Origin of the sequence: Streptomyces sp. NPDC015661, from assembly GCF_043077765.1 — a bacterium.
GTDB lineage: Bacteria > Actinomycetota > Actinomycetes > Streptomycetales > Streptomycetaceae > Streptomyces.
Genome location: NZ_JBIBST010000011.1, coordinates 131,815 through 152,177, shown reverse-complemented (window position 1 = coordinate 152,177; position 20,363 = coordinate 131,815). Strand labels below are relative to the sequence as shown.

The 20,363-nt window shown below is 73.1% G+C and carries 22 protein-coding genes and 1 riboswitch; of the genes, 16 read left to right on the top strand and 6 right to left on the bottom strand.

Features of this window, described 5'->3' with window-relative positions:
* The first annotated feature begins 25 nt into the window (after window positions 1-25).
* The 3 genes from ACF07V_RS28530 (at window position 26) to ACF07V_RS28520 (ending at window position 1,958) form a co-directional block, all read left to right on the top strand.
* On the top strand, window positions 26-643 hold the full coding sequence (locus ACF07V_RS28530) for a ClpP family protease (RefSeq protein ID WP_392158411.1): 618 nt from the start codon (window positions 26-28) through the stop codon (window positions 641-643).
* A gap of 7 nt (window positions 644-650) precedes the next feature.
* Complete coding sequence (locus ACF07V_RS28525; protein ID WP_392158409.1) at window positions 651-956, top strand: hypothetical protein; 306 nt, start codon at window positions 651-653, stop codon at window positions 954-956.
* Window positions 957-1,356: 400 nt separating this feature from the next.
* A riboswitch (cyclic di-AMP (ydaO/yuaA leader) is annotated at window positions 1,357-1,479 on the top strand.
* 2 nt (window positions 1,480-1,481) lie between these two features.
* Window positions 1,482-1,958, top strand: a complete 477-nt coding sequence (locus ACF07V_RS28520) for a C40 family peptidase (protein WP_392158407.1) — start codon at window positions 1,482-1,484, stop codon at window positions 1,956-1,958.
* A gap of 115 nt (window positions 1,959-2,073) precedes the next feature.
* On the opposite strand, the gene ACF07V_RS28515 is transcribed toward ACF07V_RS28520, so the two are convergent.
* Together ACF07V_RS28515 and ACF07V_RS28510 are read right to left on the bottom strand one after the other, a co-directional pair.
* Entirely contained in the window at window positions 2,074-2,511 is a 438-nt protein-coding gene (locus ACF07V_RS28515) for an ATP-binding protein (protein WP_392158406.1), read from the bottom strand.
* Window positions 2,512-2,680: 169 nt separating this feature from the next.
* Window positions 2,681-3,859 carry an 8-amino-7-oxononanoate synthase gene (locus ACF07V_RS28510; RefSeq protein WP_392158404.1) on the bottom strand — a complete coding sequence of 393 codons (1,179 nt, stop codon included), beginning with the start codon at window positions 3,857-3,859 and terminating at the stop codon, window positions 2,681-2,683.
* Between the two features lie 143 nt (window positions 3,860-4,002).
* On the opposite strand from ACF07V_RS28510, the gene bioB reads away from it, so the two are divergent.
* The 8 genes from bioB to ACF07V_RS28470 all read left to right on the top strand — a co-directional run bounded on the left by bioB (window position 4,003) and on the right by ACF07V_RS28470 (window position 11,484).
* Complete coding sequence (gene bioB, locus ACF07V_RS28505; RefSeq protein ID WP_392158403.1) at window positions 4,003-5,244, top strand: biotin synthase BioB; 1,242 nt, start codon at window positions 4,003-4,005, stop codon at window positions 5,242-5,244.
* The gene (locus ACF07V_RS28500) at window positions 5,237-6,517 is read left to right on the top strand and encodes an adenosylmethionine--8-amino-7-oxononanoate transaminase (RefSeq protein WP_392158401.1); all 1,281 of its coding nucleotides are present in this window, start codon (window positions 5,237-5,239) and stop codon (window positions 6,515-6,517) included. The genes bioB and ACF07V_RS28500 overlap by 8 nt, the downstream gene beginning before the upstream one ends.
* A 208-nt stretch (window positions 6,518-6,725) precedes the next feature.
* On the top strand, window positions 6,726-7,457 hold the full coding sequence (bioD, locus tag ACF07V_RS28495) for a dethiobiotin synthase (protein ID WP_392158399.1): 732 nt from the start codon (window positions 6,726-6,728) through the stop codon (window positions 7,455-7,457).
* A gap of 4 nt (window positions 7,458-7,461) precedes the next feature.
* A complete protein-coding gene (locus tag ACF07V_RS28490) occupies window positions 7,462-7,806 on the top strand; it encodes a VOC family protein (RefSeq protein ID WP_392158398.1) in 345 nt (114 codons plus the stop codon).
* An 11-nt stretch (window positions 7,807-7,817) separates the two neighbouring features.
* Window positions 7,818-8,471 carry a class I SAM-dependent methyltransferase gene (locus tag ACF07V_RS28485; protein WP_392158396.1) on the top strand — a complete coding sequence of 218 codons (654 nt, stop codon included), beginning with the start codon at window positions 7,818-7,820 and terminating at the stop codon, window positions 8,469-8,471.
* A gap of 40 nt (window positions 8,472-8,511) precedes the next feature.
* On the top strand, window positions 8,512-8,940 hold the full coding sequence (locus ACF07V_RS28480; protein WP_392158395.1) for a GNAT family N-acetyltransferase: 429 nt from the start codon (window positions 8,512-8,514) through the stop codon (window positions 8,938-8,940).
* A 178-nt stretch (window positions 8,941-9,118) separates the two neighbouring features.
* Window positions 9,119-10,468 (top strand): hemolysin family protein, encoded by a 1,350-nt coding sequence (locus tag ACF07V_RS28475; RefSeq protein ID WP_392158393.1) that lies wholly within the window; start codon window positions 9,119-9,121, stop codon window positions 10,466-10,468.
* The gene (locus ACF07V_RS28470) at window positions 10,465-11,484 is read left to right on the top strand and encodes a hemolysin family protein (RefSeq protein ID WP_392158392.1); all 1,020 of its coding nucleotides are present in this window, start codon (window positions 10,465-10,467) and stop codon (window positions 11,482-11,484) included. The genes ACF07V_RS28475 and ACF07V_RS28470 overlap by 4 nt, the downstream gene beginning before the upstream one ends.
* A gap of 52 nt (window positions 11,485-11,536) precedes the next feature.
* Here the strand turns inward: ACF07V_RS28470 and ACF07V_RS28465 are convergent, their stop codons facing one another.
* Complete coding sequence (locus ACF07V_RS28465) at window positions 11,537-12,592, bottom strand: maleylpyruvate isomerase N-terminal domain-containing protein (RefSeq protein ID WP_392158390.1); 1,056 nt, start codon at window positions 12,590-12,592, stop codon at window positions 11,537-11,539.
* A gap of 64 nt (window positions 12,593-12,656) precedes the next feature.
* On the opposite strand from ACF07V_RS28465, the gene ACF07V_RS28460 reads away from it, so the two are divergent.
* From ACF07V_RS28460 to mug, 3 genes are all read left to right on the top strand, one after another.
* Window positions 12,657-13,439, top strand: a complete 783-nt coding sequence (locus ACF07V_RS28460) for an SGNH/GDSL hydrolase family protein (RefSeq protein WP_392158389.1) — start codon at window positions 12,657-12,659, stop codon at window positions 13,437-13,439.
* Window positions 13,440-13,536: 97 nt separating this feature from the next.
* Window positions 13,537-14,979, top strand: coding sequence for an adenylosuccinate lyase (purB, locus tag ACF07V_RS28455; RefSeq protein WP_392158387.1), 1,443 nt, complete (start codon window positions 13,537-13,539; stop codon window positions 14,977-14,979).
* Between the two features lie 62 nt (window positions 14,980-15,041).
* Window positions 15,042-15,530, top strand: coding sequence for a G/U mismatch-specific DNA glycosylase (gene mug, locus ACF07V_RS28450; RefSeq protein ID WP_392158386.1), 489 nt, complete (start codon window positions 15,042-15,044; stop codon window positions 15,528-15,530).
* Here mug and ACF07V_RS28445 read toward each other — a convergent pair.
* On the bottom strand, window positions 15,527-15,973 hold the full coding sequence (locus ACF07V_RS28445; RefSeq protein WP_392158384.1) for a hypothetical protein: 447 nt from the start codon (window positions 15,971-15,973) through the stop codon (window positions 15,527-15,529). The two genes, mug and ACF07V_RS28445, sit on opposite strands and share 4 nt — an antisense overlap.
* A gap of 150 nt (window positions 15,974-16,123) precedes the next feature.
* Here ACF07V_RS28445 and ACF07V_RS28440 point away from each other — a divergent pair, with 150 nt between their 5' ends.
* Window positions 16,124-17,281, top strand: a complete 1,158-nt coding sequence (locus ACF07V_RS28440) for an ROK family transcriptional regulator (RefSeq protein ID WP_392158382.1) — start codon at window positions 16,124-16,126, stop codon at window positions 17,279-17,281.
* A gap of 45 nt (window positions 17,282-17,326) precedes the next feature.
* Here ACF07V_RS28440 and ACF07V_RS28435 read toward each other — a convergent pair whose 3' ends face one another.
* A complete protein-coding gene (locus ACF07V_RS28435; protein ID WP_392158381.1) occupies window positions 17,327-18,067 on the bottom strand; it encodes a GntR family transcriptional regulator in 741 nt (246 codons plus the stop codon).
* A gap of 259 nt (window positions 18,068-18,326) precedes the next feature.
* Window positions 18,327-19,244, bottom strand: coding sequence for an RNA polymerase sigma-70 factor (locus ACF07V_RS28430; RefSeq protein ID WP_392158380.1), 918 nt, complete (start codon window positions 19,242-19,244; stop codon window positions 18,327-18,329).
* Window positions 19,245-19,398: 154 nt separating this feature from the next.
* Here ACF07V_RS28430 and ACF07V_RS28425 point away from each other — a divergent pair, with 154 nt between their 5' ends.
* Window positions 19,399-20,229 (top strand): alpha/beta fold hydrolase, encoded by an 831-nt coding sequence (locus ACF07V_RS28425; protein ID WP_392158379.1) that lies wholly within the window; start codon window positions 19,399-19,401, stop codon window positions 20,227-20,229.
* Window positions 20,230-20,363: the final 134 nt, after the last annotated feature.

Here is a 20,363-nt window from a genome sequence, read left to right as displayed (position 1 = left end):
TACAGACAGCTGGAGGTGCTCAGCCATGGACGCCCGCTACGTTCTGCCCGAGTTCACGGAGCGGACCAGCTTCGGAACCCGGACCCTCGATCCGTACTCGAAACTCCTCGAAGCCCGGATCGTCTTCCTCGGCACACCCATCGACGAGACCTCGGCCAACGACGTCATCGCGCAGTTCCTGCACCTCGACTACGCGGCCCCCGGCCAGGACATCTCGCTCTACATCAACTCCCCCGGCGGCTCGATCAGCGCCATGACCGCGATCCACGACACGATGCGGACGCTCTCCTGCGACGTGGAGACCACCTGCCTGGGCCAGGCCGCGTCCACCGCCGCCGTCCTGCTCGCCGCCGGCGCCCCCGGCAAGCGGCTGGTCCTCCCGGGAGCCCGGATCACCCTCCGGCAGCCGGCCATGGACGAGCCCCTCCAGGGACAGCCGAGCGACCTCGACATCCACGCGCGCGAACTGCTCAGGCTGCGCGATCTGGTGGCCGGGATGCTCACCGAGTACACCGGGCAGAGCCGGGAGCGGATCGACGCCGACATCGACCGCCTGAGCGTCCTGGACGCGCCCGCGGCCGTCGCGTACGGACTGGTGGACCACGTGATCACGAGCCGGCGCGACACCGGCGCGGCGCGGTGAGCCGGCCGTGGTGCCCGAACTTCCGCCGCTCCCCGCGCTGACCCGCGCCGAGGGCGAGTTGATCGACGCGTACCTCGAAGTCGTCGACCTCCTCGGGAAGATCAACCCATCCAGGGGTACGCATACCTATGGGGCGCTGCGCGCGGCACAGGCCCTGGTGGGGCGCGCGGTGGCGCTGCGCGAGGCGCTGACACTCATGCATATGCGGGGCGAGAGCGAGGTCCACGCGGACACCCTGGCGCGCGCCCTACGGGTGTTGGACGGCGAGCGCCGCGCCGACCGCGTCACCGTCCCCCGCACTCGGGCGAGTTGACATTCCGGCATGTCGTGTCGAGGTCCGGTCGGCCGACACGGATCGCAGAATCGCTCCCCCGTTCGGCGTAGTCGACGAGTCGACATATGTGCGGGGCGAGTTGCGCAACAGGTGTACGCATCTGGCGGAATGGGACGTTCCGCCGCTGGTGCGAGGCTCGTCGGTCAAACCTCCGAAGATCACAAAGGCTGCCTGTCCACCCGTATGGATCAGTCGTGAGGAGCCTCACATATCGCCGTTTCAGCTCGGATTTCGCCCTCGGTGTGGGTCAAGATCCCTGTCGACGACAAGCCCCCGCCATCCGAGGCGGGGCGGTCCGGGCGGACGCCGAGTCCTGCCGCTGTCCCGGACGTCTGGTCGACAGGAGTGGATCGGCAGGAGTGGAGGACCCGAGCAGTACGGGACGTACGCGCTGTTTCCGCAGCGGGGCCGTCCCTTGGGGTGAAGCCGCAACCGCGGCCGGGCATCTTCGCCAGTCCGAACCCGACAGGTCATCCTTCGCAGGCGGCTGACGAAGGGTTGCGCATGACTGCGCAGATGCACGTCCCGTCCCTGCTGTCCCGGGCCGGAGCCGTCTCGGCTCTCACCCTCGCCGCCGTCGGCGGCACGCTGCTCGCACCAGGTGCGGCACCCGAGGCCCAGGCAGCCACCACATACGCGAACAAGGCACTGAGCGTCGCCGCGTCCAAGAAGGGAGCCCCGTACCGGTACGGGAGCGCCGGACCCTCCAGGTTCGACTGCTCCGGTCTGACGCTCTACGCGTACAAGCAGGCGGGCAAGTCGCTGCCCCGCACCGCGCAGCAGCAGTACAACAACACCCGGCACATCTCCGCGTCCAGCAGACAGAAGGGGGACCTGGTCTTCTTCCACTCCGGCGGGAGCGTCTACCACGTGGGCATCTACGCCGGCAGCGGCAAGATCTGGCACTCGCCCAAGACGGGATCCTGGGTGAAGCTCGACGCGATCTGGACGTCGAAGGTCTACTACGGCCGCGTCCGATGACGACCGCCGGGCACTGAGCCCGCCCCAGGGGTGCGGTGGCGCCGCCGCACCCCTGCGCCGGGAGCCCGGGCCGTTCCGGACGTACGGGGCGGTCGGCCGGGGCCACGGTCCCGTTCTAGACGTACGAGGCGGTCGCCGGAGTCCACGGAAGCGTGATCCAGACCGTCTTGCCGCCCTCCTCGGTCGGTGTGACCGAGAGCCGGCCGCCCGCCTCCGCCGCCAGCGAGCGGATGATGACCATGCCCCGGCCGTTGTCCTGCTGGACCGCCGCCGGGAGCCGGCGGGGCCAGCGGGGGTGACTGTCGGTGACGCCGATGTGGAGTCGCTCCTCGCGCTCCAGACGGACGTCGACCGTGAAGGTGGGCGACTGCCCGAAGGTGTGCAGGACTGCGTTGGTGGCCAGTTCCGAGACCATCAGGCGGATCGCGTCCGCCGGCTCGTCCGCCCCGCCGAGGCCCCAACCGTCGAGTACCTCCGCGACGAACCGCCGGGCCGTGGGGACCGACGCGGGATCGCTCGGCAGAGTGACGGATGCTTCCTGATGGTCTGCCATGGCGACGCTGTCCCTTCCCGCCGGGGCTTCCGCCCCGGATCGCGCTTCGCGTCAGAGTCCCACCGATCGTGCCGCCCCGGCAGGCGTTCCACCAAGATATGTCCCCATCTGTCGCCCGAAGCGGTGAACTCTGCTGTCCTTGGCCGCCCTTGAACCACCCGACGGCCCGTCAGACCTGGGGCGCGGTCCGCAGGATCGTTTCCACCGCGCGCGCGATCTCCGCGTCCGTCAGATCGGCCCGGGCCGTCAGCCGCAGCCGCGAGATGCCGTCGGGGACGGACGGGGGCCGGAAGCAGCCGACCGCCAGGCCCTGTTCACGGCAGTCCGCCGCCCAGCGCAGCGCCGCCTCCGGGGAGGGCGCGTGCACCGAGACGACGGCCGCGTCGGGCCGGGCCGCGGCGAGGCCGGCCTCCGTGAGCAGCCGGTGCAGCGTCGCGGCGACGGTACGGGCCCGCTCGGCGAGGCCCGGCTCCGCCACGATCAGACGTAGGGCCGCGAGCGCGCCGCCCGCGGCGGCCGGGGCGAGCCCGGTGTCGAAGATGAAGGTGCGGGCCGCGTTCACCAGGTGCTCGATCACCCGGGCCGGGCCGAGAACGGCGCCGCCCTGGCTGCCGAGGGACTTGGAGAGGGTGAGGGTCGCGACGACGTCCTCGTCGCCCGCGAGCCCCGCCTCGTGCAGGGCGCCCCGGCCGCCCTCGCCGAGGACGCCGAAGCCGTGGGCGTCGTCGACGACGAGTCCGGCACCGTGCGCGCGGCAGGCGTCGGCGAGCTCGCGCAGCGGCGCCTTGTCCCCGTCGACGGAGAAGACGGAGTCGCTGACGACCAGGGCCCGGCGCCCCGGGTGCGCGTCCAGGGTCTTGGCGACGGCCTCGGGGTCGGTGTGCGGGACGACGGCGGTCTCGGCGCGCGCGAGACGGCAGCCGTCCACGATCGAGGCGTGGTTGGAGGCGTCGGAGACGATCAGGGAGTCCCGGCCGCCGAGCGCCGTGAGCGCGGCGAGGTTCGCGGTGTAGCCGGAGGAGAAGACGAGGGCCGCCTCGAAGCCGCAGAACTCGGCGAGTTCGCGCTCCAGGCGGGTGTGCAGCCGGGTGGTGCCGGTGACGAGCCGCGAGCCCGTGGAGCCGGCGCCCCAGCGCCCGGCCGCCTCGGCCGCGGCCCCGGTGACCTCGGGGCGGCGGGTGAGGCCGAGGTAGTCGTTGCTCGCCAGGTCCAGGAGGTCCGACTCGGCCGACCGGGCTCGCAGCGTCCGGACGAGACCGGCCTCGGCCCGGCGACGCGCCTCGGCGTCGGTCCAGTCGAAGGCGGTGCGGCGCGGGCCCGCGGCCCGCGTGTCGTCGGCCAGAGACATGCGGCGATCCTTTTGTAGGCAGCGCACAGACCCTAACCGCAGGACGACGAGGTCGGGATGTGGTCATCCACACACCTCTATCGGGGGCGTTTGTTCGGATCCTCCTTGGCCCGGGGGTGGGCGGTAGGCAAGGATCTGCGGTTATGGACCTGCTGAACACGCTGGTGGAGAAGGGGCTGCGGCGCGAGCTGCCGACCCGTGAAGAAGCGCTCGCCGTGCTGGCGACCTCCGACGACGAACTGCTCGATGTGGTGGCGGCGGCCGGCAAGGTGCGCCGTCAGTGGTTCGGGCGCCGGGTGAAGCTCAACTATCTGGTCAACCTGAAGTCCGGTCTCTGCCCCGAGGACTGCTCGTACTGCTCGCAGCGGCTCGGCTCGAAGGCCGAGATCCTCAAGTACACGTGGCTGAAGCCGGACGAGGCCTCGCAGGCCGCGGCGGCGGGTGTCGCGGGCGGCGCCAAGCGGGTCTGCCTGGTGGCCAGCGGCCGCGGCCCGACGGACCGGGACGTGGAGCGCGTCGGGAAGACGATCGAGGCGATCAAGGAGCAGAACGAGGGCGTCGAGGTGTGCGCCTGCCTCGGTCTGCTCTCGGACGGCCAGGCGGAGCGGCTGCGGGAGGCCGGCGCCGACGCGTACAACCACAACCTGAACACGTCCGAGGCGACGTACGGGGACATCACCAAGACCCACACCTACGCGGACCGCGTGGACACCGTGCAGAAGGCGCACGCCGCCGGTCTGTCGGCCTGCTCGGGTCTGATCGCGGGCATGGGCGAGAGCGACGAGGACCTCGTCGACGTCGTGTACGCGCTGCGCGAGCTCGACTCCGACTCGGTGCCGGTCAACTTCCTGATCCCCTTCGAGGGCACCCCGCTCGCCAAGGAGTGGAACCTCACCCCGCAGCGCTGCCTGCGGATCCTCGCGATGGTCCGGTTCGTCTGCCCCGACGTCGAGGTGCGGATCGCCGGCGGCCGCGAGGTCCACCTGCGCTCGATGCAGCCGCTGGCGCTGAACATCGCGAACTCGATCTTCCTCGGCGACTACCTGACCAGCGAGGGCCAGGCCGGCCAGGCCGACCTGGACATGATCGCGGACGCGGGCTTCGAGGTGGAGGGCGCGGGCACGACCACCCTCCCCAAGCACCGCGCGGACGCCCTCGCCGCGGCCGGGGCGACGGGCGGCTGCGGCTCGACCGCCTCGGCGGGCTGCGGCTCCGAGGCCTCGGCCGGCTGCGGCTCGCACGCGGAGGAGGGCGGCGGCTGCGGTCCCTGCGGCGGTCACGCGGCGCCCTCCGCGGCTCCGGCGCGCACCGCCGACGAGGCCCGCACCGACCTGGTGGCCGTGCGCCGCCGGGGCGCCGGCACGGACCTCGCGCCGAATGCGTAACGACGAACTCCTCGCCCTGGACCGGGCGCACGTCTGGCATCCGTACGGCCCCATGCCGGGCCGCGCGGAGCCGCTGGTCGTCGCGTCCGCGTCCGGGGTGCGGCTCCGGCTCGCCGAACCCGTCGAGGGACAGGACGAGTTGGTCGACGGCATGTCCTCGTGGTGGTCGGCGGTCCACGGCTACAACCACCCCGTGCTCAACGAGGCGGTGCGCGGCCAGCTGGACAGGATGAGCCACGTCATGTTCGGCGGGCTCACCCACGAGCCGGCCGTCCGGCTCGCCGCCCGGCTCGTGGAGATCACCCCGGAGCCGCTGCGGCACGTCTTCCTCAGCGACTCGGGCTCGGTCTCCGTCGAGGTGGCGGCCAAGATGTGCCTGCAGTACTGGCGCTCCCTCGGCCGCCCCGAGAAGCAGCGGCTCTTCACCTGGCGCGGCGGCTACCACGGGGACACCTGGCAGCCGATGTCCGTGTGCGACCCACAGGGCGGGATGCACGAGCTGTGGTCGGGGGTGCTCCAGCGGCAGGTCTTCACGGACGCGCCGCCGGCCGCGTACGAGGAGTCGTACGCGGAGCTGCTCCGGGCCCGGATCGCCGAGCACGCGCACGAGCTGGCCGCGGTGGTCGTGGAACCCGTGGTGCAGGGCGCGGGCGGCATGCGCTTCCACGACCCGGCGTATCTGCGGGTGCTGCGCGAGGCCTGCGACGCGCACGACGTGCTGCTCGTGTTCGACGAGATCGCGACCGGGTTCGGGCGGACGGGCACCCTGTTCGCCGCCGACCGGGCGGGGGTCTCCCCCGATGTGATGTGCGTGGGCAAGGCGCTGACCGGCGGCTACATGTCGATGGCGGCGACGCTCTGCACGAGCCGCGTCGCCGACGGGATCTCGCGCGGCGAGGTCCCCGTCCTGGCGCACGGGCCCACCTTCATGGGGAACCCGCTCGCCTCGGCCGTCGCCCTCGCCTCGATCGACCTGCTGCTCTCCCAGGACTGGGAGGTCGAGGTCAAGCGGATCGAGGCGGGCCTGCGGGACGGACTCGCCCCGGCGGCCGGCCTCCCGGGCGTGCGCGAGGTGCGGGTGCTCGGCGCGATCGGTGTCGTCCAGCTCGACCACGAGGTCGACATGGCGGCGGCGACCGCCGCGGCGGTCCGGGAGGGCGTGTGGCTGCGCCCGTTCCGCGACCTGATCTACACGATGCCGCCGTACGTGACGGGCGACGAGGACCTGGCCCGCATCTGCACGGCGGTAAGAGCGGCGGCGGCAGCGGGCTGACGGAGCCCCGTCGTGGGCTGCGCCCCGCCCGTCGTGGGCAATCGTTCCGCCGCGGCGATGGGGGTCCCCCTGCTCGAGCGAAGCCGAGAGCTTGGGGGAGGGTGGGCACAACGGAACGGCGCCCTTGCCGGCGCCAGAGGTTTCCGCGCCTGAACCCGCACCGTCCGCACCGTCCGCACCGTCCTCACGAACAAGGAAGGACGCCCCCATGGGCATCATCGTCGTCACCGGCACCGGCACCGAGATCGGCAAGACGATCACCACCGCGGCCGTCGCCGCAGTCGCCACCGCCGCCGGCCGCACCGTCGCCGTCCTCAAGCCCGCCCAGACGGGCGTCGGCCCGGACGAGCAGGGCGACGCGGACGAGGTCGTACGCCTCTCCGGCGCCGCGGCCTCCGCCGAGCTGGGCCGTTTCCCGGAGCCGCTGGCCCCGGGGACGGCCGCCCGGCGGGCCGGGATGGCTCCGGTCGGGCCCCGGGAGGTCGCCGAGGCCGCCCGGAAGCTGTCCGAGGAGCACGACCTGGTGCTCGTGGAAGGGGCCGGCGGCCTCCTCGTCCGCTTCGACGAGGAGGGCGGCACGCTCGCCGACGCGGCCGCGCTGCTCGGCGCCCCCGTCCTGGTGGTGGCCCCGGCCGGCCTGGGCACGCTCAACTCGACCGCACTGACGGCCGAGGCGCTGCGGGCCCGTGGGATCGAGCAGCTCGGCGTCGTCGTCGGCAGCTGGCCGGACGCGCCGGACCTGGCGGCGCGCTGCAACCTCGCGGACCTGCCGCAGGCCGCGGGCGCTCCGCTGCTCGGAGCCGTACCGGAGGGTTCGGGGGCGCTCGACCCGGCGGAGTTCCGGGCGGCCGCGGGCGGCTGGCTGGCGCCGGAGCTGGGCGGCACGTGGGACGCGGAGGCGTTCGCGGGGGCGCAGGCGGCGCCGGTCTCCGTACGCTGACGGTATGCGCGCACGAGTTCAGGAGATCGTCTTCGACTGCGCCGCCCCGGCGGCGCTGGTCCGCTTCTGGGCCGGGCTCCTCGGCGGTGATCCCGTCGACCGGAGTGCCGACTGGTCGTACGTGGATCCGCCGGAGTTCGTACGGATCGCCTTCCAGCGGGTGCCGGAGGGCAAGGCCGTGAAGAACCGGGTCCATCTCGATGTGGAGGTGGCGGATCCGGCGCGGGCGGCCGAGGAGGTGCTGGCGCTCGGGGCGGTGACGGTCGGCGAGCTGGTCACCGACGAGCAGGGCTCCTTCCAGGTCATGCGGGACCCGGAGGGCAACGAATTCTGTTTCGTGACGGGATGAGGTGAGCGGCGATGGCACACCCCGGCTCGACTCCTCGTGTCCACCACCCCGTGTTCGCCCGCTTCTACGCCCGGTTCAGCGTCTCGGCCGACACGCGCGGCGGGCTCGGTGCCCTGCGGACCGAGCTGCTGGCCGGGCTCTCCGGCCGGGTCGTCGAGATCGGCGCGGGGAACGGCCTGAACTTCGCGCACTACCCGGCCGGGGTCACGGAGGTCGTGGCCGTCGAGCCGGAGGACCATCTGCGCCGGCTCGCCGAGGAGGCCGCGCGCCGGGCCACCGTCCCGGTGACGGTGCTGCCGGGCACGGCCGAGGCGCTGCCGGGTCGCGACGGCGCCTTCGACGCGGCGGTGGCCTCGCTGGTGCTGTGCACCGTACGGAGCGTGCCGGAGGTCCTGGCCGAGCTGCGGCGGGTGCTGCGGCCCGGCGGCGAGCTGCGGTTCTTCGAGCACGGGGCGGCGGACACGCCGGGGCTCGCACGGGTGCAGCGGGGCCTCGACCGCACGGTCTGGCCGCTGCTGTTCGGCGGGTGTCACACCTCCCGCTCCCCTGTGGCGGCGATCGAGGCGGCCGGCTTCGAGCTCGTCTCGTACCGCTCCTTCGACGTTCCGGAACAGGGTCCGCGGCTGCCGTCCTCCCCCTGCGTCCTGGGCGCGGCCCGAAGGTAATCCCTGGCCGTGTCCACGCACCGCATGATGGGATCCGGCCATGATCGATGTGAAGATTCGCTCCGCCGTCCCCGACGAGGCGGAGGCCGTCCTGGCCTTCTGGCGGGAGTCCGCCGAGGGCACGTCCATCTCCGACGACGTGCACGGAGTGACCCGGCTCCTGGAGCGCGACCCCGAGGCGCTGATCCTGGCCACGCTGCCCGACGGGCGGATCGTGGGCTCCGTGATCGCCGGCTGGGACGGCTGGCGGGCCTCGCTCTACCGGCTCGCCGTGCTGCCCTCGCACCGTCGGCAGGGCATCTCGACCGCGCTGCTGCGAGCGGCGGAGGATCGTTTCGCCGCGCTCGGCGGGCGCCGTGCGGACGCGATGGTCCTGGTGGCGAACGAGACGGCGCACGCCGCCTGGGGAGCCGCGGGGTACGAGCGGCAGGAACAATGGCGCCGATGGGTGAAGCCGTTCAGCGCGTAGCCACCGGGAGAGGGCGCCCACCACCCCACTTTGCCGATCCTTTACCATGGTGTCTCCTCCTGACGACCGAAAGGTGTGAATGTCCGCCCATGGGCGAGCCTCCCAGTAGCACTGGTTCCGACCATCGACATCGAGCGATACCTCTCCCGCTGACTGATCATGGGACGGAGGTGAACCGATGACCGAAGTGCTTCTGCTCGTGGTGGCGCTGCTGCTCGCTCTCGCGTGCGGGGCGTTCGTCGCGGCCGAGTTCTCCCTGACCACGGTCGAGCGCGGCGAGCTCGAAGCCGCCGCCGAGCGCGGCGAGCGGGGGGCGGCGGGCGCGCTCAAGGCCGTCCGCTCCCTCACCTTCCAGCTCTCCGGCGCCCAGCTGGGCATCACCGTGACCAACCTGGTCGTCGGCATGCTCTCCGAGCCCTCGATCGCCGCGCTGATCAGCGGGCCCCTGGAGTCGATCGGACTCTCGTCCTCGACGGCCTCCTCGGTCGCCCTCGTCCTGGGCACCGCCCTGTCCACCGTCGTCCTGATGGTCGTCGGCGAGCTGGTCCCCAAGAACTGGGCGATCTCCTCGCCGCTCGCCGTCGCGAAGGTGGTGGGCACCCCTCAGCGCGTGTTCACGGCCGCCTTCAAGCCGTTCATCAGTCATCTCAACAACACCGCGAACCGGTTCCTGCGCCGCCTCGGTCTGGAGCCGACCGAGGAGCTCGCCTCCGCGCGCTCCCCGCAGGAGCTGGTGGCGCTCGCCCGGCACTCCGCGAAGGAGGGCGCCCTGGAGGCGGACACGGCCGAGCTGTTCGTCCGTACCCTCAACCTGGCGGAGCTGACCGCGGAGAACGTGATGACGCCCCGCGTGCAGGTCACCGCGCTGGAGGTGCAGGCCACCGCCGAGGACGTCGCCAACGCGACCCGCGCGACCGGCCTGTCCCGCTTCCCCGTCTACCGGGGCAGCCTCGACGCGGTCGTGGGCATAGCCCACATCAAGGACGTGCTCGCGATTCCGGCCGAGGACCGGCCCCGCCGCCGGATCGGCGAGATGCTCCGCGAGCCCCTGCTCGTCCCCGAGACGCTCACCGTGGACCGGCTGCTCGACCGGCTGTCGGGCAAGCAGACGATGGCCGTCGTCATCGACGAGTACGGCGGCACGGCCGGGGTCGTCACCCTGGAGGACATCGTCGAGGAGGTCGTCGGCGAGGTGCGCGACGAGCACGACCCGCACGAGACGCCGGACCTGGCGCGGGCCGGCGAGGACGCGGACGGGCGCGAGCTGTGGTCCGCCGACGGCGCCGCCCGTACGGACCAGCTGGCCACGATCGGCCTGCGGGTGCCGGACGGCCCGTACGAGACGCTCGCGGGCGTCCTCGCGACGGAGCTCGGCCGCATCCCCGCCGCCGGCGACAGCGTGGAGCTGGCCGACTGGCGGCTCGACGTCGTCGACGCCTCGGGCCGGCGCGCCGCGCGCGTGCTCCTGCACGCCCCCGCACGCCCCGCCCCGCATGACACGGACGAGTCCGGGGAGGCCGGCCGATGATCGCGATCCAGCTGTTGATCGGTCTGCTCACGCTGGTCGTCAACGCCTTCTTCGTCGGCGCCGAGTTCGCCCTGATCTCGGTCCGCCGCAGTCAGATCGAGCCCTTGGCCGACTCCGGGAACCGGCGGGCGCGCAGCGTCATCTGGGGCCTGGAGCACGTCTCCGCGATGCTCGCGGCGGCGCAGCTCGGCATCACGCTCTGCACCCTGGTCCTCGGCATCGTCGCCGAGCCGGCCATCGAGCACCTCCTGGAACCGGTCTTCGACGCGGTCGGCGTGCCGCACGGCGTGGCCGCCACGATCTCGTTCGCGATCGCGCTGGCCCTGGCGACGTATCTGCACATGCTGCTCGGCGAGATGGTGCCGAAGAACATCGCGCTGGCCGAGCCGACGCGTTCCGCGCTGCTCCTCGGGCCTCCGCTCGTGACGCTCGCGCGGGCGCTGCGGCCGGTGATCTTCGCGATCAACGCCTTCGCCAACGCCCTGCTCAAGCTGTTGCGGGTGGAGACGAAGGACGAGGTCTCGGCGACCTTCTCGGACGACGAGCTGGCCCGGATGGTCACCGACGCGGGCGACGCGGGCCTCCTCGACGACCGGGCCGCCGAGCGACTGCACGACGCCCTCGAGCTGGGCCGGCGTCCCGTGCGGGACGTCGTGATGCCGGCGGAGAAGGTCGTGTACGCGCAGGTCGGCACCACTCCGGAGGAGCTGGAGACGCTGGCGGCGCGGACCGGGTTCTCCCGCTTCCCGGTCCTCGACGCCGAACGCCGCATCCTGGGCTATCTGCACGTCAAGGACGCCCTGGACGCCACCCCGCGCGATCTGCCGTTCCCGGTGTCGGCGCTGCGGCCGATCGCCCGGGTCCGGGCGGCGACGCCGCTGGACGACGTCCTCACCGCGATGCGCCGCAGCCGGACCCATCTGGCGGCCGTGCTCGACGAGGAGAGCAAGCCGGCGGGCCTCGTGACGATGGAGGACGTCCTGCGCGAGCTGGTGGGACGCTCGGCGGCGCCGTGACGCGCTGAGACCTGAGGGGCCCCGGGAGTCTTCCCGGGGCCCCTCCGTCGTGTCAGAGCGCGGTGGCGGCGAGCCAGTCGTCGAGCAGGTGCCGGTCGCCGGTGTGGGCGAAGCGGGGGTCGTCGGCGGCGTACCGGCGGTGCAGCAGGAGCAGCAGCTCGCCGGTGTCGGCCTCGACGCCGGCGGTCGGCTCCGCGCCGCCGTTCCCCCGGCCCTCCCGGCCCTCCCGGCCCTTCCGGCTCTCCCGGTTCCAGGTGAAGCCGCCCCCGCCGAGGGCGAGCGTCCAGACGGCGCCGGTGTCGCGGGCGGTGAGGCGGAGGACGGCTCCGTCACGGTCGAGGTGGGCGAGCGGTTCGGCGATCCAGGGGATGTACGGGGCGTTCTCGAGGAAGTGGTCGATCGCGTCGGCTGCGATGCCGGGGCCGAGGGGGCGGGCCTCGCCGGTCAGGGCGATCTCGGCGTCGGCGAGGTGGACCAGGGTCTCGAAGAGCACGTGGCGGGGGTAGTGGCGGACGTGCGGGTCGGCACCGGGCGACCAGACCGGGGCGTCCGGGTCCGCCGCGCGCGCGGTGGCGGCGAACCGCTCGGCTCCGGCGGCGAGCCAGTCGGGGTGGGCCGCGAGGTCGGTCGGCGGGTCGAGGGGGAGGTCGCGGGCGAGGACGCGGGTGGTGGCCCGGGTCCGTACGACGTGTTCGGCCCAGTGGTGGAGGGTGCCGAGGTGCCACGTCAGGTCCGCCAGGTCCCAGCCGGGGCAGGTGGGGACGGGGGTCACGGGGTCGGCGTCGCGGACGGTCGCGGCGAAGCGCCGCGCGGTCTCCAGGGCGGCGTCGCAGGCGGCCGCGTGGGTGTCCTCGGTGAGGCCGAAGCCCTCGGAGACCTTCAGGAGCTCCTCGCGCCTGGGGCCGGCCGGCTGCCGCAGCGCGGCCTCGCGGAACAGTCCGTCGAGGGCGCGGCGATCGGCGGCACCGAGTCCCTTCAGGGTGTACGAGGTGGCCTCCAGCCACTTCACGGCCGTGTCCGGGTCGAGGACCTCGTCGTCGCAGGTCTCGACCGCCGTCACCAGATCGGCGAGGGCCTCGGCCAGGGCGCTCAGGAGCGCGTCGCTCATCGGGTTTCCCCTCCCGGGTTCTCCACGGCACCCCGTGCATACCGCACGGTATGATCGCTCCGCCATGGAGATCAATGCCACGTACAACAGTCTCGTCGCCGTCGGGGACAGCTTCACCGAGGGTATGTCGGACCTGAAGCCCGACGGCTCCTACCGGGGCTGGGCCGACGTCCTCGCGGGCCGGCTCGCCGCCCGCTCCCCCGGCTTCCGCTACGCCAATCTGGCCGTGCGCGGCAAGCTCATCGGCCAGATCGTCGACGAGCAAGTCGACCTGGCCGCAGGGATGAAGGCCGATGTGGTGACCCTGGTCGGCGGGCTCAACGACACCCTCCGCCCGAAGGTCGACATGGTCCGGGTGCGGGACCTGCTGACCGAGGCAGTGGAACGCCTCACACCTTCCTGCGGGCAGCTGGTCCTGATGCGCAGCCCCGGCCGCAACGGCCCGGTCATGGAGCGCTTCCGGCCCCGGATGGAGGAGCTGTTCGCCCACATCGACGGGCTCGCCACCGAGCACGGCGCCCTGGTCGTCGACCTGTACGGGGCTCCGTCGCTCGGCGACCCCCGGCTCTGGGACGTGGACCGGCTGCATCTGACGGCGGACGGGCACCGGCGGGTCGCCGAGGCCGTGTGGCAGACGCTCGGCCTGGCGCCCGAGGAGGACTGGCGCTCGCCGCTTCCCGCGGCCGCACGGCCCGGCTGGGCGAGCCGGCGGATCGCGGACGCCCGCTTCGCCAAGGAGCACCTGGGGCCGTGGATCGGACGGCGTCTGACCGGCCGCTCCTCGGGGGACGGCCGCCCGCCCAAGCGCCCCGAGCTGCTGCCGTACGAGCCCCCGGCCGACCGGTAGCGGCCGGCCCACGCGCGCGCGTGACCTGCGTCTCGTAGCAAGCTCCACACCGGACCGTGGCGCTGGCCTGCAGAAACCACCAGTAAACTCTGTCCACGTGACTGCTGTGACTGCGAAGCCCCGCATCCCCAACGTTCTGGCCGGCCGCTACGCCTCCGCGGAGCTCGCCGTCCTCTGGTCCCCCGAGCAGAAGGTGAAGCTGGAGCGTCAGCTGTGGCTCGCCGTGCTGCGTGCGCAGAAGGACCTCGGGATCGAGGTTCCGGACGCCGCCCTCGCCGACTACGAGCGCGTTCTCGACCAGGTCGACCTCGGTTCCATCGCCGAGCGCGAGAAGGTCACCCGGCACGACGTGAAGGCCCGGATCGAGGAGTTCAACGCCCTCGCCGGCCACGAGCACGTCCACAAGGGCATGACCTCGCGCGACCTCACCGAGAACGTCGAGCAGCTGCAGATCCGGCTCTCCCTGGAGCTGATGCGGGACCGCACGGTCGCCGTCCTCGCCCGCCTCGGCAAGCTGTCCGCCGAGTACGCGGAGCTGGTCATGGCCGGCCGCTCGCACAACGTCGCCGCCCAGGCGACCACCCTCGGCAAGCGTTTCGCGACGGCGTCGGACGAGCTGCTCGTGGCCTACGCCCGCCTGGAGGAGCTCCTCGGCCGCTACCCGCTGCGCGGCATCAAGGGCCCGGTCGGCACCGCACAGGACATGCTGGACCTGCTCGGCGGCGACGCCGGCAAGCTGGCCGAGCTCGAGCAGCGGATCGCCGGTCACCTCGGCTTCGCGCACGCCTTCACCTCGGTCGGCCAGGTCTACCCGCGCTCGCTCGACTACGACGTGGTCACCTCCCTGGTGCAGCTGGCCGCCGCGCCGTCCTCGATCGCCAAGACGATCCGCCTGATGGCGGGCCACGAGCTGGTCACCGAGGGCTTCAAGCCCGGCCAGGTCGGCTCCTCGGCGATGCCGCACAAGATGAACACCCGCTCCTGCGAGCGCGTCAACGGCCTGATGGTCATCCTGCGCGGCTACGCCTCGATGACCGGCGAGCTGGCGGGCGACCAGTGGAACGAGGGCGACGTGTCCTGCTCCGTGGTCCGCCGCGTCGCGCTGCCGGACGCGTTCTTCGCGCTCGACGGCCTCCTGGAGACCTTCCTCACCGTGCTCGACGAGTTCGGCGCCTTCCCGGCCGTCGTCGCCCGTGAGCTCGACCGCTACCTGCCCTTCCTGGCGACGACCAAGGTCCTCATGGGCGCGGTGCGCGCCGGCGTGGGCCGCGAGGTCGCCCACGAGGCCATCAAGGAGAACGCCGTCGCCTCCGCCCTCGCCATGCGCGAGCAGGGCGCCGAGCGCAACGAGCTCCTCGACAAGCTGGCCGCCGACGAGCGGATCCCGCTGGACCGCGCGCAGCTCGACGAGCTGATGGCGGACAAGCTGTCCTTCACGGGCGCCGCCGCCGACCAGGTCGCGTCGGTGGTCTCCCGTATCGAGGAGATCCTCAAGCAGCACCCGGAGGCCGCCGCCTACACCCCCGGCGCGATCCTCTGACCCGGAACCCCCGGTTCACTCAGCAGGAGCTGGAGGCCGCCCGCGACCGCGTCGTTGCCGACGTGGTCGCGGGCGGCCTTTCCGTGCTCTTCTGCGGGATCAATCCGGGTCTGATGACGGCGGCGACGGGCCACCACTTCGCCCGGCCGGGCAATCGCTTCTGGCCGGTGCTGCACCTCTCCGGGTTCACGCCGAGGCAGCTGCGGCCGGACGAGCAGGAGGAGCTCCTCTCGTACGGGCTCGGGATCACGAACATGGTGGCGCGGGCGACCGCGCGGGCCGACGAGCTGAGCCGCGAGGAGTACCGCGAGGGCGGGCGGCTGCTCGTGGAGAAGGTGGAACGCCTCGCGCCGCGCTGGCTCGCGGTCGTCGGGGTGACGGCGTACCGCACGGCCTTCGGGGAGCCGAAGGCCGCGATCGGGCCGCAGGACCGGACGATCGGATCCACCCGGATCTGGGCGCTGCCCAACCCGAGCGGGCTCAACGCCCACTGGACGGCGGCGACGATGGCGGAGGAGTTCGCCCGGCTGCGGGCGGCGGCAGAGGCCTAGGCCTCGTCGGGTGGGTCGATCTCGGTGATCACGGCGAGGAGCTGGAACGGCAGCTCCTTGTCCCACTGGGAGACGCCGAGGCCCGTCCACCGTCCCTCCGCCCGCCACAGCTTCAGGTGCGGGGTGTGGCAGCTGAGGGTCGGCCACGGCTCCGGCATCTCCTCCCCGTCCATGCTCCGCTCCAGGACGGACCACAGGCTCAGCTCCCGCGGCGGGCCCCAGCGCGCGGTGAGCAGGGCGGCGAGTCCGTCGCGCTCCGCCTCGTACTGCTCCTCGACGAGCAGCCTGCGGGTGCCGTCGTCCTCCCAGAAGTCCTCGCTCGTCGCGAGCTCCCCGACGTGGAAGCCGGGGCCGCTGTCGACGGATCCGGATCGCTCCGGTGGCGCCGGGAAGGCGCGGGTGCGGAGTAAGTCGATGGTCGCCAGGTGCCCTGCCGTGGTCATGGGGACAGTAAAGCGGCCGGCACTGACAGTTGGCGTCGCGTCAGGAGGCGGGTGCGATCCCGCCGGGTCCGCCGCGGGGGCGGCACTCGCCGCATGCCGACCCATTGAGTACCATCCGCCTGAGAAGCGCACGAGCTGGGAGGACACACGGTGGGGCGGCTGACCGGCGGGGATCCGTCTCTGCTGCGGCGGATCAACTCCGCGGTGGTACTCCATGCGCTGCGGGGCGCCGACGCGCCCACGCTCACGGATCTGACCCGGATCACGGGCCTGTCGCGGCCCACGGTCGAGGGGGTCGTCGAGGGCCTCATGGAGGGCGGTCTCGTCGTCGAGTCGGCGCCCGAGGAGGGCGAGACCCGGCGGCAGGGGCGTCCGGCACGGAGGTTCCGCTTCCGGGCCGAGGCAGGCCATCTGCTCGGCATCGAGATCGGCCCCCACCGCGTGGCCGCCCTGCTCTCCGGTCTGGACGGGCGCATCATCGGCGCCGGGTCCCGGGAGGTGTCGGAGACGGCACCCGAGGACGAGCGCCTCGACCGGGTGCGTACGGTCGTGGCCGATGTGCTGCGCAGGGCCGGGGTCGCCCGGTCCAATCTGCGGGCCGTCGGCGTCGGCACGCCCGGCATCGTGGAGGCCGACGGCACGGTGCGCCTCGGTACGGCACTGCCCGGCTGGACGGGCCTCGCGCTCGGCGAGCGGCTGAGGCGCTCGTTCCGCTGCCCGGTGATCGTGGAGAACGACGCCAACGCGGCGGCGGTCGCCGAGCACTGGAAGGGTGCCGCGACCGACTCCGACGACATCGTCTTCGTCCTGGCCGGTCTGAGCCCCGGGGCCGGTTCGCTGATCGGCGGCCGGCTGCACCGCGGCTTCGGCGGAGCGGCCGGGGAGATCGGGGCGCTGCACCTGCTGGGCCGGGGCGTCACGCCCGAGCATCTCCTGTCGACCACGGACGAGCCGCTGCACCCGCTGGACGAGCAGGCGGTCGCGGAGGTCTTCGCGCTGGCCCGCAAGGGCGACGCGCGCGCACAGGCGGCGGTGGAGCGGTTCATCCAGCGCCTCGTGCACGACGTGGCGGCCCTGGTGCTCGCCATCGACCCCGAGCTGGTGGTCGTCGGCGGCTGGGCGGCCGGCCTCGACGGGGTGCTCCAGCCGCTGCGCGAGGAGCTGGCGCGGTTCTGTCTGCGTCCGCCCCGGGTGGTGCTGTCCCTGCTCGGCGAGGCCGCGGTGGGCACGGGCGCCCTGCGGCTCGCCCTCGACCACGTCGAGGAGCAGCTGTTCGCCGTCGACGGCACGGTGACGGCCCGCCGCTAGGGGTTGTCCTCCTGGTGACGGGCCGGTGCCTGGGGGCGTGGGGTGTTACGAGGCCATGACCAGGTCGACGGAGTCGCCGAAGGTGAGGCGGCAGGTGTCGGCGCGGTAGGTGGCCACGGAGACGGCGGCGGTGCGCCCGGCGGAGAGGTAGCGGGTCGTCACGACGAGGACGGGTGCGCCCGGCAGCCGGTCGAGTTCCTTGGCGTCGTCGGCGCGGGCGGAGCCGAGCTCCACGGAGCGGTCCTGGCCGTCGAGGACGAGGTGCTGGAGTTCGCGGAGCACGGCGCGGGCGCGGGCGGGACCGGCGGGCGCGTCGATGGCGCTGAGGCCCGGGACGGATCCGGCCGGCACGTAGAGCAGCTCGGCCGCGACCGGCTGGCCCTGGCTGATCCGGATGCGGCGCACGACGTGCACCTGCTCGTCGGTGCCGGTCTCCAGGACGCGGGCGACGGCGGCCGGGGCCACGTCGGCCGCGGAGTCCTGGGGCTGCCAGGCGTCGTCGCCGACACCGGGCCAGGTGTGCTGGGTGGTGGAGACGTCGACGCCGACGCGCGGCGGGGCGACCGTGGTGCCGACGCCGCGGCGGCGCTGCAGGCGGCCCTCCAGCTCCAGCTGTTCCAGGGCCTGGCGGAGCGTGGCGCGGGCGACGCCGAAGCGGGCCGCGAGCTCGCGCTCGTTGGGGAGGATCTCCCCGACGGCGAAGTCCGAGTCGAGCGCTTCGCCGATCACTGTCTTGAGGTGCTGGTACTTCGGTTCCGGTACCGATGCCAGCTGCGTGGTCCCCACCCTGATCCTCCGCAATTCGCCGTGTCCCGCGGCGTTTTTCCGCGCCCTTGTTTATTAAAGGTTCCTGCACTAACTCTGCGACCATAAGGCGAGGCACCCCCTTGGTCAAGACCAATCCTCCGTCGGACGCCCCTGAATGTGACCCTCTGACCTAGATCGTTCACAGGACGTTCGCGCCCTCGTGAGGCCCGCGCAGCAAAAGGCCCCGCCTCCCGGGAGGGGAGGCGGGGCGAGATCCGGCCGGATGGCGTGATCGGCGTCAGGCGTCGAGGAGGTCCGCGAGGCCCTGGAGCTTGTCCGGGTTGCGGTGGATGTAGACGCACTGGACGAGTCCGTCGTGCGTCTCGACCTGGAAGACGGTGTCGGGCTTCCCGTCGATGAGGACGAGCACGGCCGGGGCGCCGTTGAGCTCCAGGAAGCGGACCGCGTACCCGGCCCACGAGTCCGGGGCGACGGCGGCGAGGAAGCGGCCGACCTTGTCGGCGGTCTCGATGATCCGCAGCGGCGCCTTGGACTTGCCTCCGCTGTCGCCGACGAGCCGCACGTCCGGGGCGAGGAGCGCGAGGAGCTCGCCGATGTCGCCGCCGGCGGCGGCGGAGAGGAAGCGTTCGGTGAGGTCGCGGCGCTCGGCCGGGTCGACATCGTAGCGCGGCCTGCCCTCGTCGACGTGGCGCCGGGCGCGTCCGGCGAGCTGGCGCACGGCCGCCTCGGAGCGGTCGAGGGCGGTGGCGATCTCCCCGTACGGGAAGCCGAAGGCCTCGCGGAGCACGAAGACGGCCCGTTCCAGCGGGGAGAGGGATTCGAGCACCACGAGGACGGCGAGCGAGACGGAGTCGGCGAGCAGCGCGCGCTCGGCGCTGTCGGGGGTGGCGGGGCCGAAGTCGGTGACGAGGGGTTCGGGGAGCCAGGGGCCGACGTAGGACTCGCGGCGCGCCTGCGCCTGGCGGAGCCGGTCGATGGCGAGCCGGGTGGTGATCCGTACGAGGAAGGCGCGCGGTTCGCGGACGGTGTCCCGGTCGGCGGCGGTCCAGCGCAGCCAGGCCTCCTGGACGACGTCCTCGGCGTCGGCGGTGCGGCCGAGCATCCGGTAGGCGACGCCGAGGAGCATCGGGCGGTGCTCCTCGAAGAGTTCGGTGAGGGTGTCGGTCGGAAGGGCTGCGGGGATGTCGGTGGGCACGCGTCCATCCCAGCCCACGCCACCGGCCGTGTCCAGTTTCCGGCTCCCGTCTTGAACTCCTGGCTACTGAGCGGTAATTCTTGCTGACGGGACGTCTAAAAGGTGGCGCCGACCGGTGTTCACGAAGCGCTTCACGAGGAACCGAGGAGCCCGCATGCCCGCACGGATCGCGTTCACGATCGAGACCCCGGCGGGTCGCCGCACCACGTCCATGGCGTACGAGCGGCGGGGCGCGGGCGAGCCGCTGTTGCTGCTCCACGGCATCGGGCACCACTGGCAGGCCTGGGAACCCGTCCTCGACGTCCTCGCCGCCGAACGTGAGGTGATCGCCGTCGACCTGCCCGGCTTCGGGGCCTCCGACGGGCTGCCGGAGGGCGTCCCGTACGACCTGTCCACCGTCGTCCCCGTGCTCGGCGCCTTCTGCGGCGCCGTCGGCTTCGAGCGGCCGCACGTCGCGGGGAACTCGCTCGGCGGGCTGCTCGCCCTGGAGCTGGGCCGGGAGAAGCTGGTGCGCTCGGTCACCGCCCTCTCCCCCGCCGGGTTCTGGTCGGAGGGCGAGCGGCGGTACGCCTTCGGAACGCTGCGGGCCATGCGGGGCGCCGCCCTGTCGCTGCCCGTTCCGGTGATCGAACGCCTCTCGCGCACCGCCGCCGGGCGCACCGTGCTCACCAGCACCATCTACGCGCGGCCCGGCCGCCGGTCACCCGAGGCCGTCGTCGCCGAGACGCTGGCGCTGCGCGAGGCCACCGGCTTCCACCAGACCCTTGCCGCCGGCCGGACCGCCCTCTTCCGTGACGACGTCCCCGCCGTTCCCGTCACCGTCGCCTGGGGCAGCCGCGACCGGCTGCTGCTGCGGCGCCAGGGCGTCCGCGCCAAGCACACCCTGCCCGCCGCGCGCCTGGTCCGGCTGCCCGGCTGCGGGCACGTGCCGATGAACGACGACCCGGCTCTCGTCGCGCGCGTGATCCTGGACGGCAGCCGCTGAGAGGGGCCGGGGCGACCTCGTGAACAGGCCGGTGCCCAGGGCGGCGCCCGCGCCCACGAGGAGACTGCCGGCCGCCTGCGGGAGGCCGAAGACGCCGCCTCCGACCACCGCGGCGCTCAGGGCGGCGGCGATCG

What these genes read in the sequence shown, in the direction of transcription:
- ACF07V_RS28425 (WP_392158379.1), top strand. Translation starts at nt 19,399, where the DNA reads ATGCCCGCACGGATCGCGTTCACGATCGAGACCCCGGCGGGTCGCCGC.
- ACF07V_RS28490 (WP_392158398.1), top strand. Translation starts at nt 7,462, where the DNA reads ATGCGCGCACGAGTTCAGGAGATCGTCTTCGACTGCGCCGCCCCGGCG.
- ACF07V_RS28510 (WP_392158404.1), bottom strand. Translation starts at nt 3,859, where the DNA reads ATGTCTCTGGCCGACGACACGCGGGCCGCGGGCCCGCGCCGCACCGCC.
- ACF07V_RS28480 (WP_392158395.1), top strand. Translation starts at nt 8,512, where the DNA reads ATGATCGATGTGAAGATTCGCTCCGCCGTCCCCGACGAGGCGGAGGCC.
- ACF07V_RS28465 (WP_392158390.1), bottom strand. Translation starts at nt 12,592, where the DNA reads ATGAGCGACGCGCTCCTGAGCGCCCTGGCCGAGGCCCTCGCCGATCTG.
- ACF07V_RS28530 (WP_392158411.1), top strand. Translation starts at nt 26, where the DNA reads ATGGACGCCCGCTACGTTCTGCCCGAGTTCACGGAGCGGACCAGCTTC.
- ACF07V_RS28460 (WP_392158389.1), top strand. Translation starts at nt 12,657, where the DNA reads ATGGAGATCAATGCCACGTACAACAGTCTCGTCGCCGTCGGGGACAGC.
- ACF07V_RS28445 (WP_392158384.1), bottom strand. Translation starts at nt 15,973, where the DNA reads ATGACCACGGCAGGGCACCTGGCGACCATCGACTTACTCCGCACCCGC.
- ACF07V_RS28470 (WP_392158392.1), top strand. Translation starts at nt 10,465, where the DNA reads ATGATCGCGATCCAGCTGTTGATCGGTCTGCTCACGCTGGTCGTCAAC.
- ACF07V_RS28475 (WP_392158393.1), top strand. Translation starts at nt 9,119, where the DNA reads ATGACCGAAGTGCTTCTGCTCGTGGTGGCGCTGCTGCTCGCTCTCGCG.
- ACF07V_RS28485 (WP_392158396.1), top strand. Translation starts at nt 7,818, where the DNA reads ATGGCACACCCCGGCTCGACTCCTCGTGTCCACCACCCCGTGTTCGCC.
- ACF07V_RS28515 (WP_392158406.1), bottom strand. Translation starts at nt 2,511, where the DNA reads ATGGCAGACCATCAGGAAGCATCCGTCACTCTGCCGAGCGATCCCGCG.
- ACF07V_RS28520 (WP_392158407.1), top strand. Translation starts at nt 1,482, where the DNA reads ATGACTGCGCAGATGCACGTCCCGTCCCTGCTGTCCCGGGCCGGAGCC.
- bioD (WP_392158399.1), top strand. Translation starts at nt 6,726, where the DNA reads ATGGGCATCATCGTCGTCACCGGCACCGGCACCGAGATCGGCAAGACG.
- bioB (WP_392158403.1), top strand. Translation starts at nt 4,003, where the DNA reads ATGGACCTGCTGAACACGCTGGTGGAGAAGGGGCTGCGGCGCGAGCTG.
- ACF07V_RS28500 (WP_392158401.1), top strand. Translation starts at nt 5,237, where the DNA reads ATGCGTAACGACGAACTCCTCGCCCTGGACCGGGCGCACGTCTGGCAT.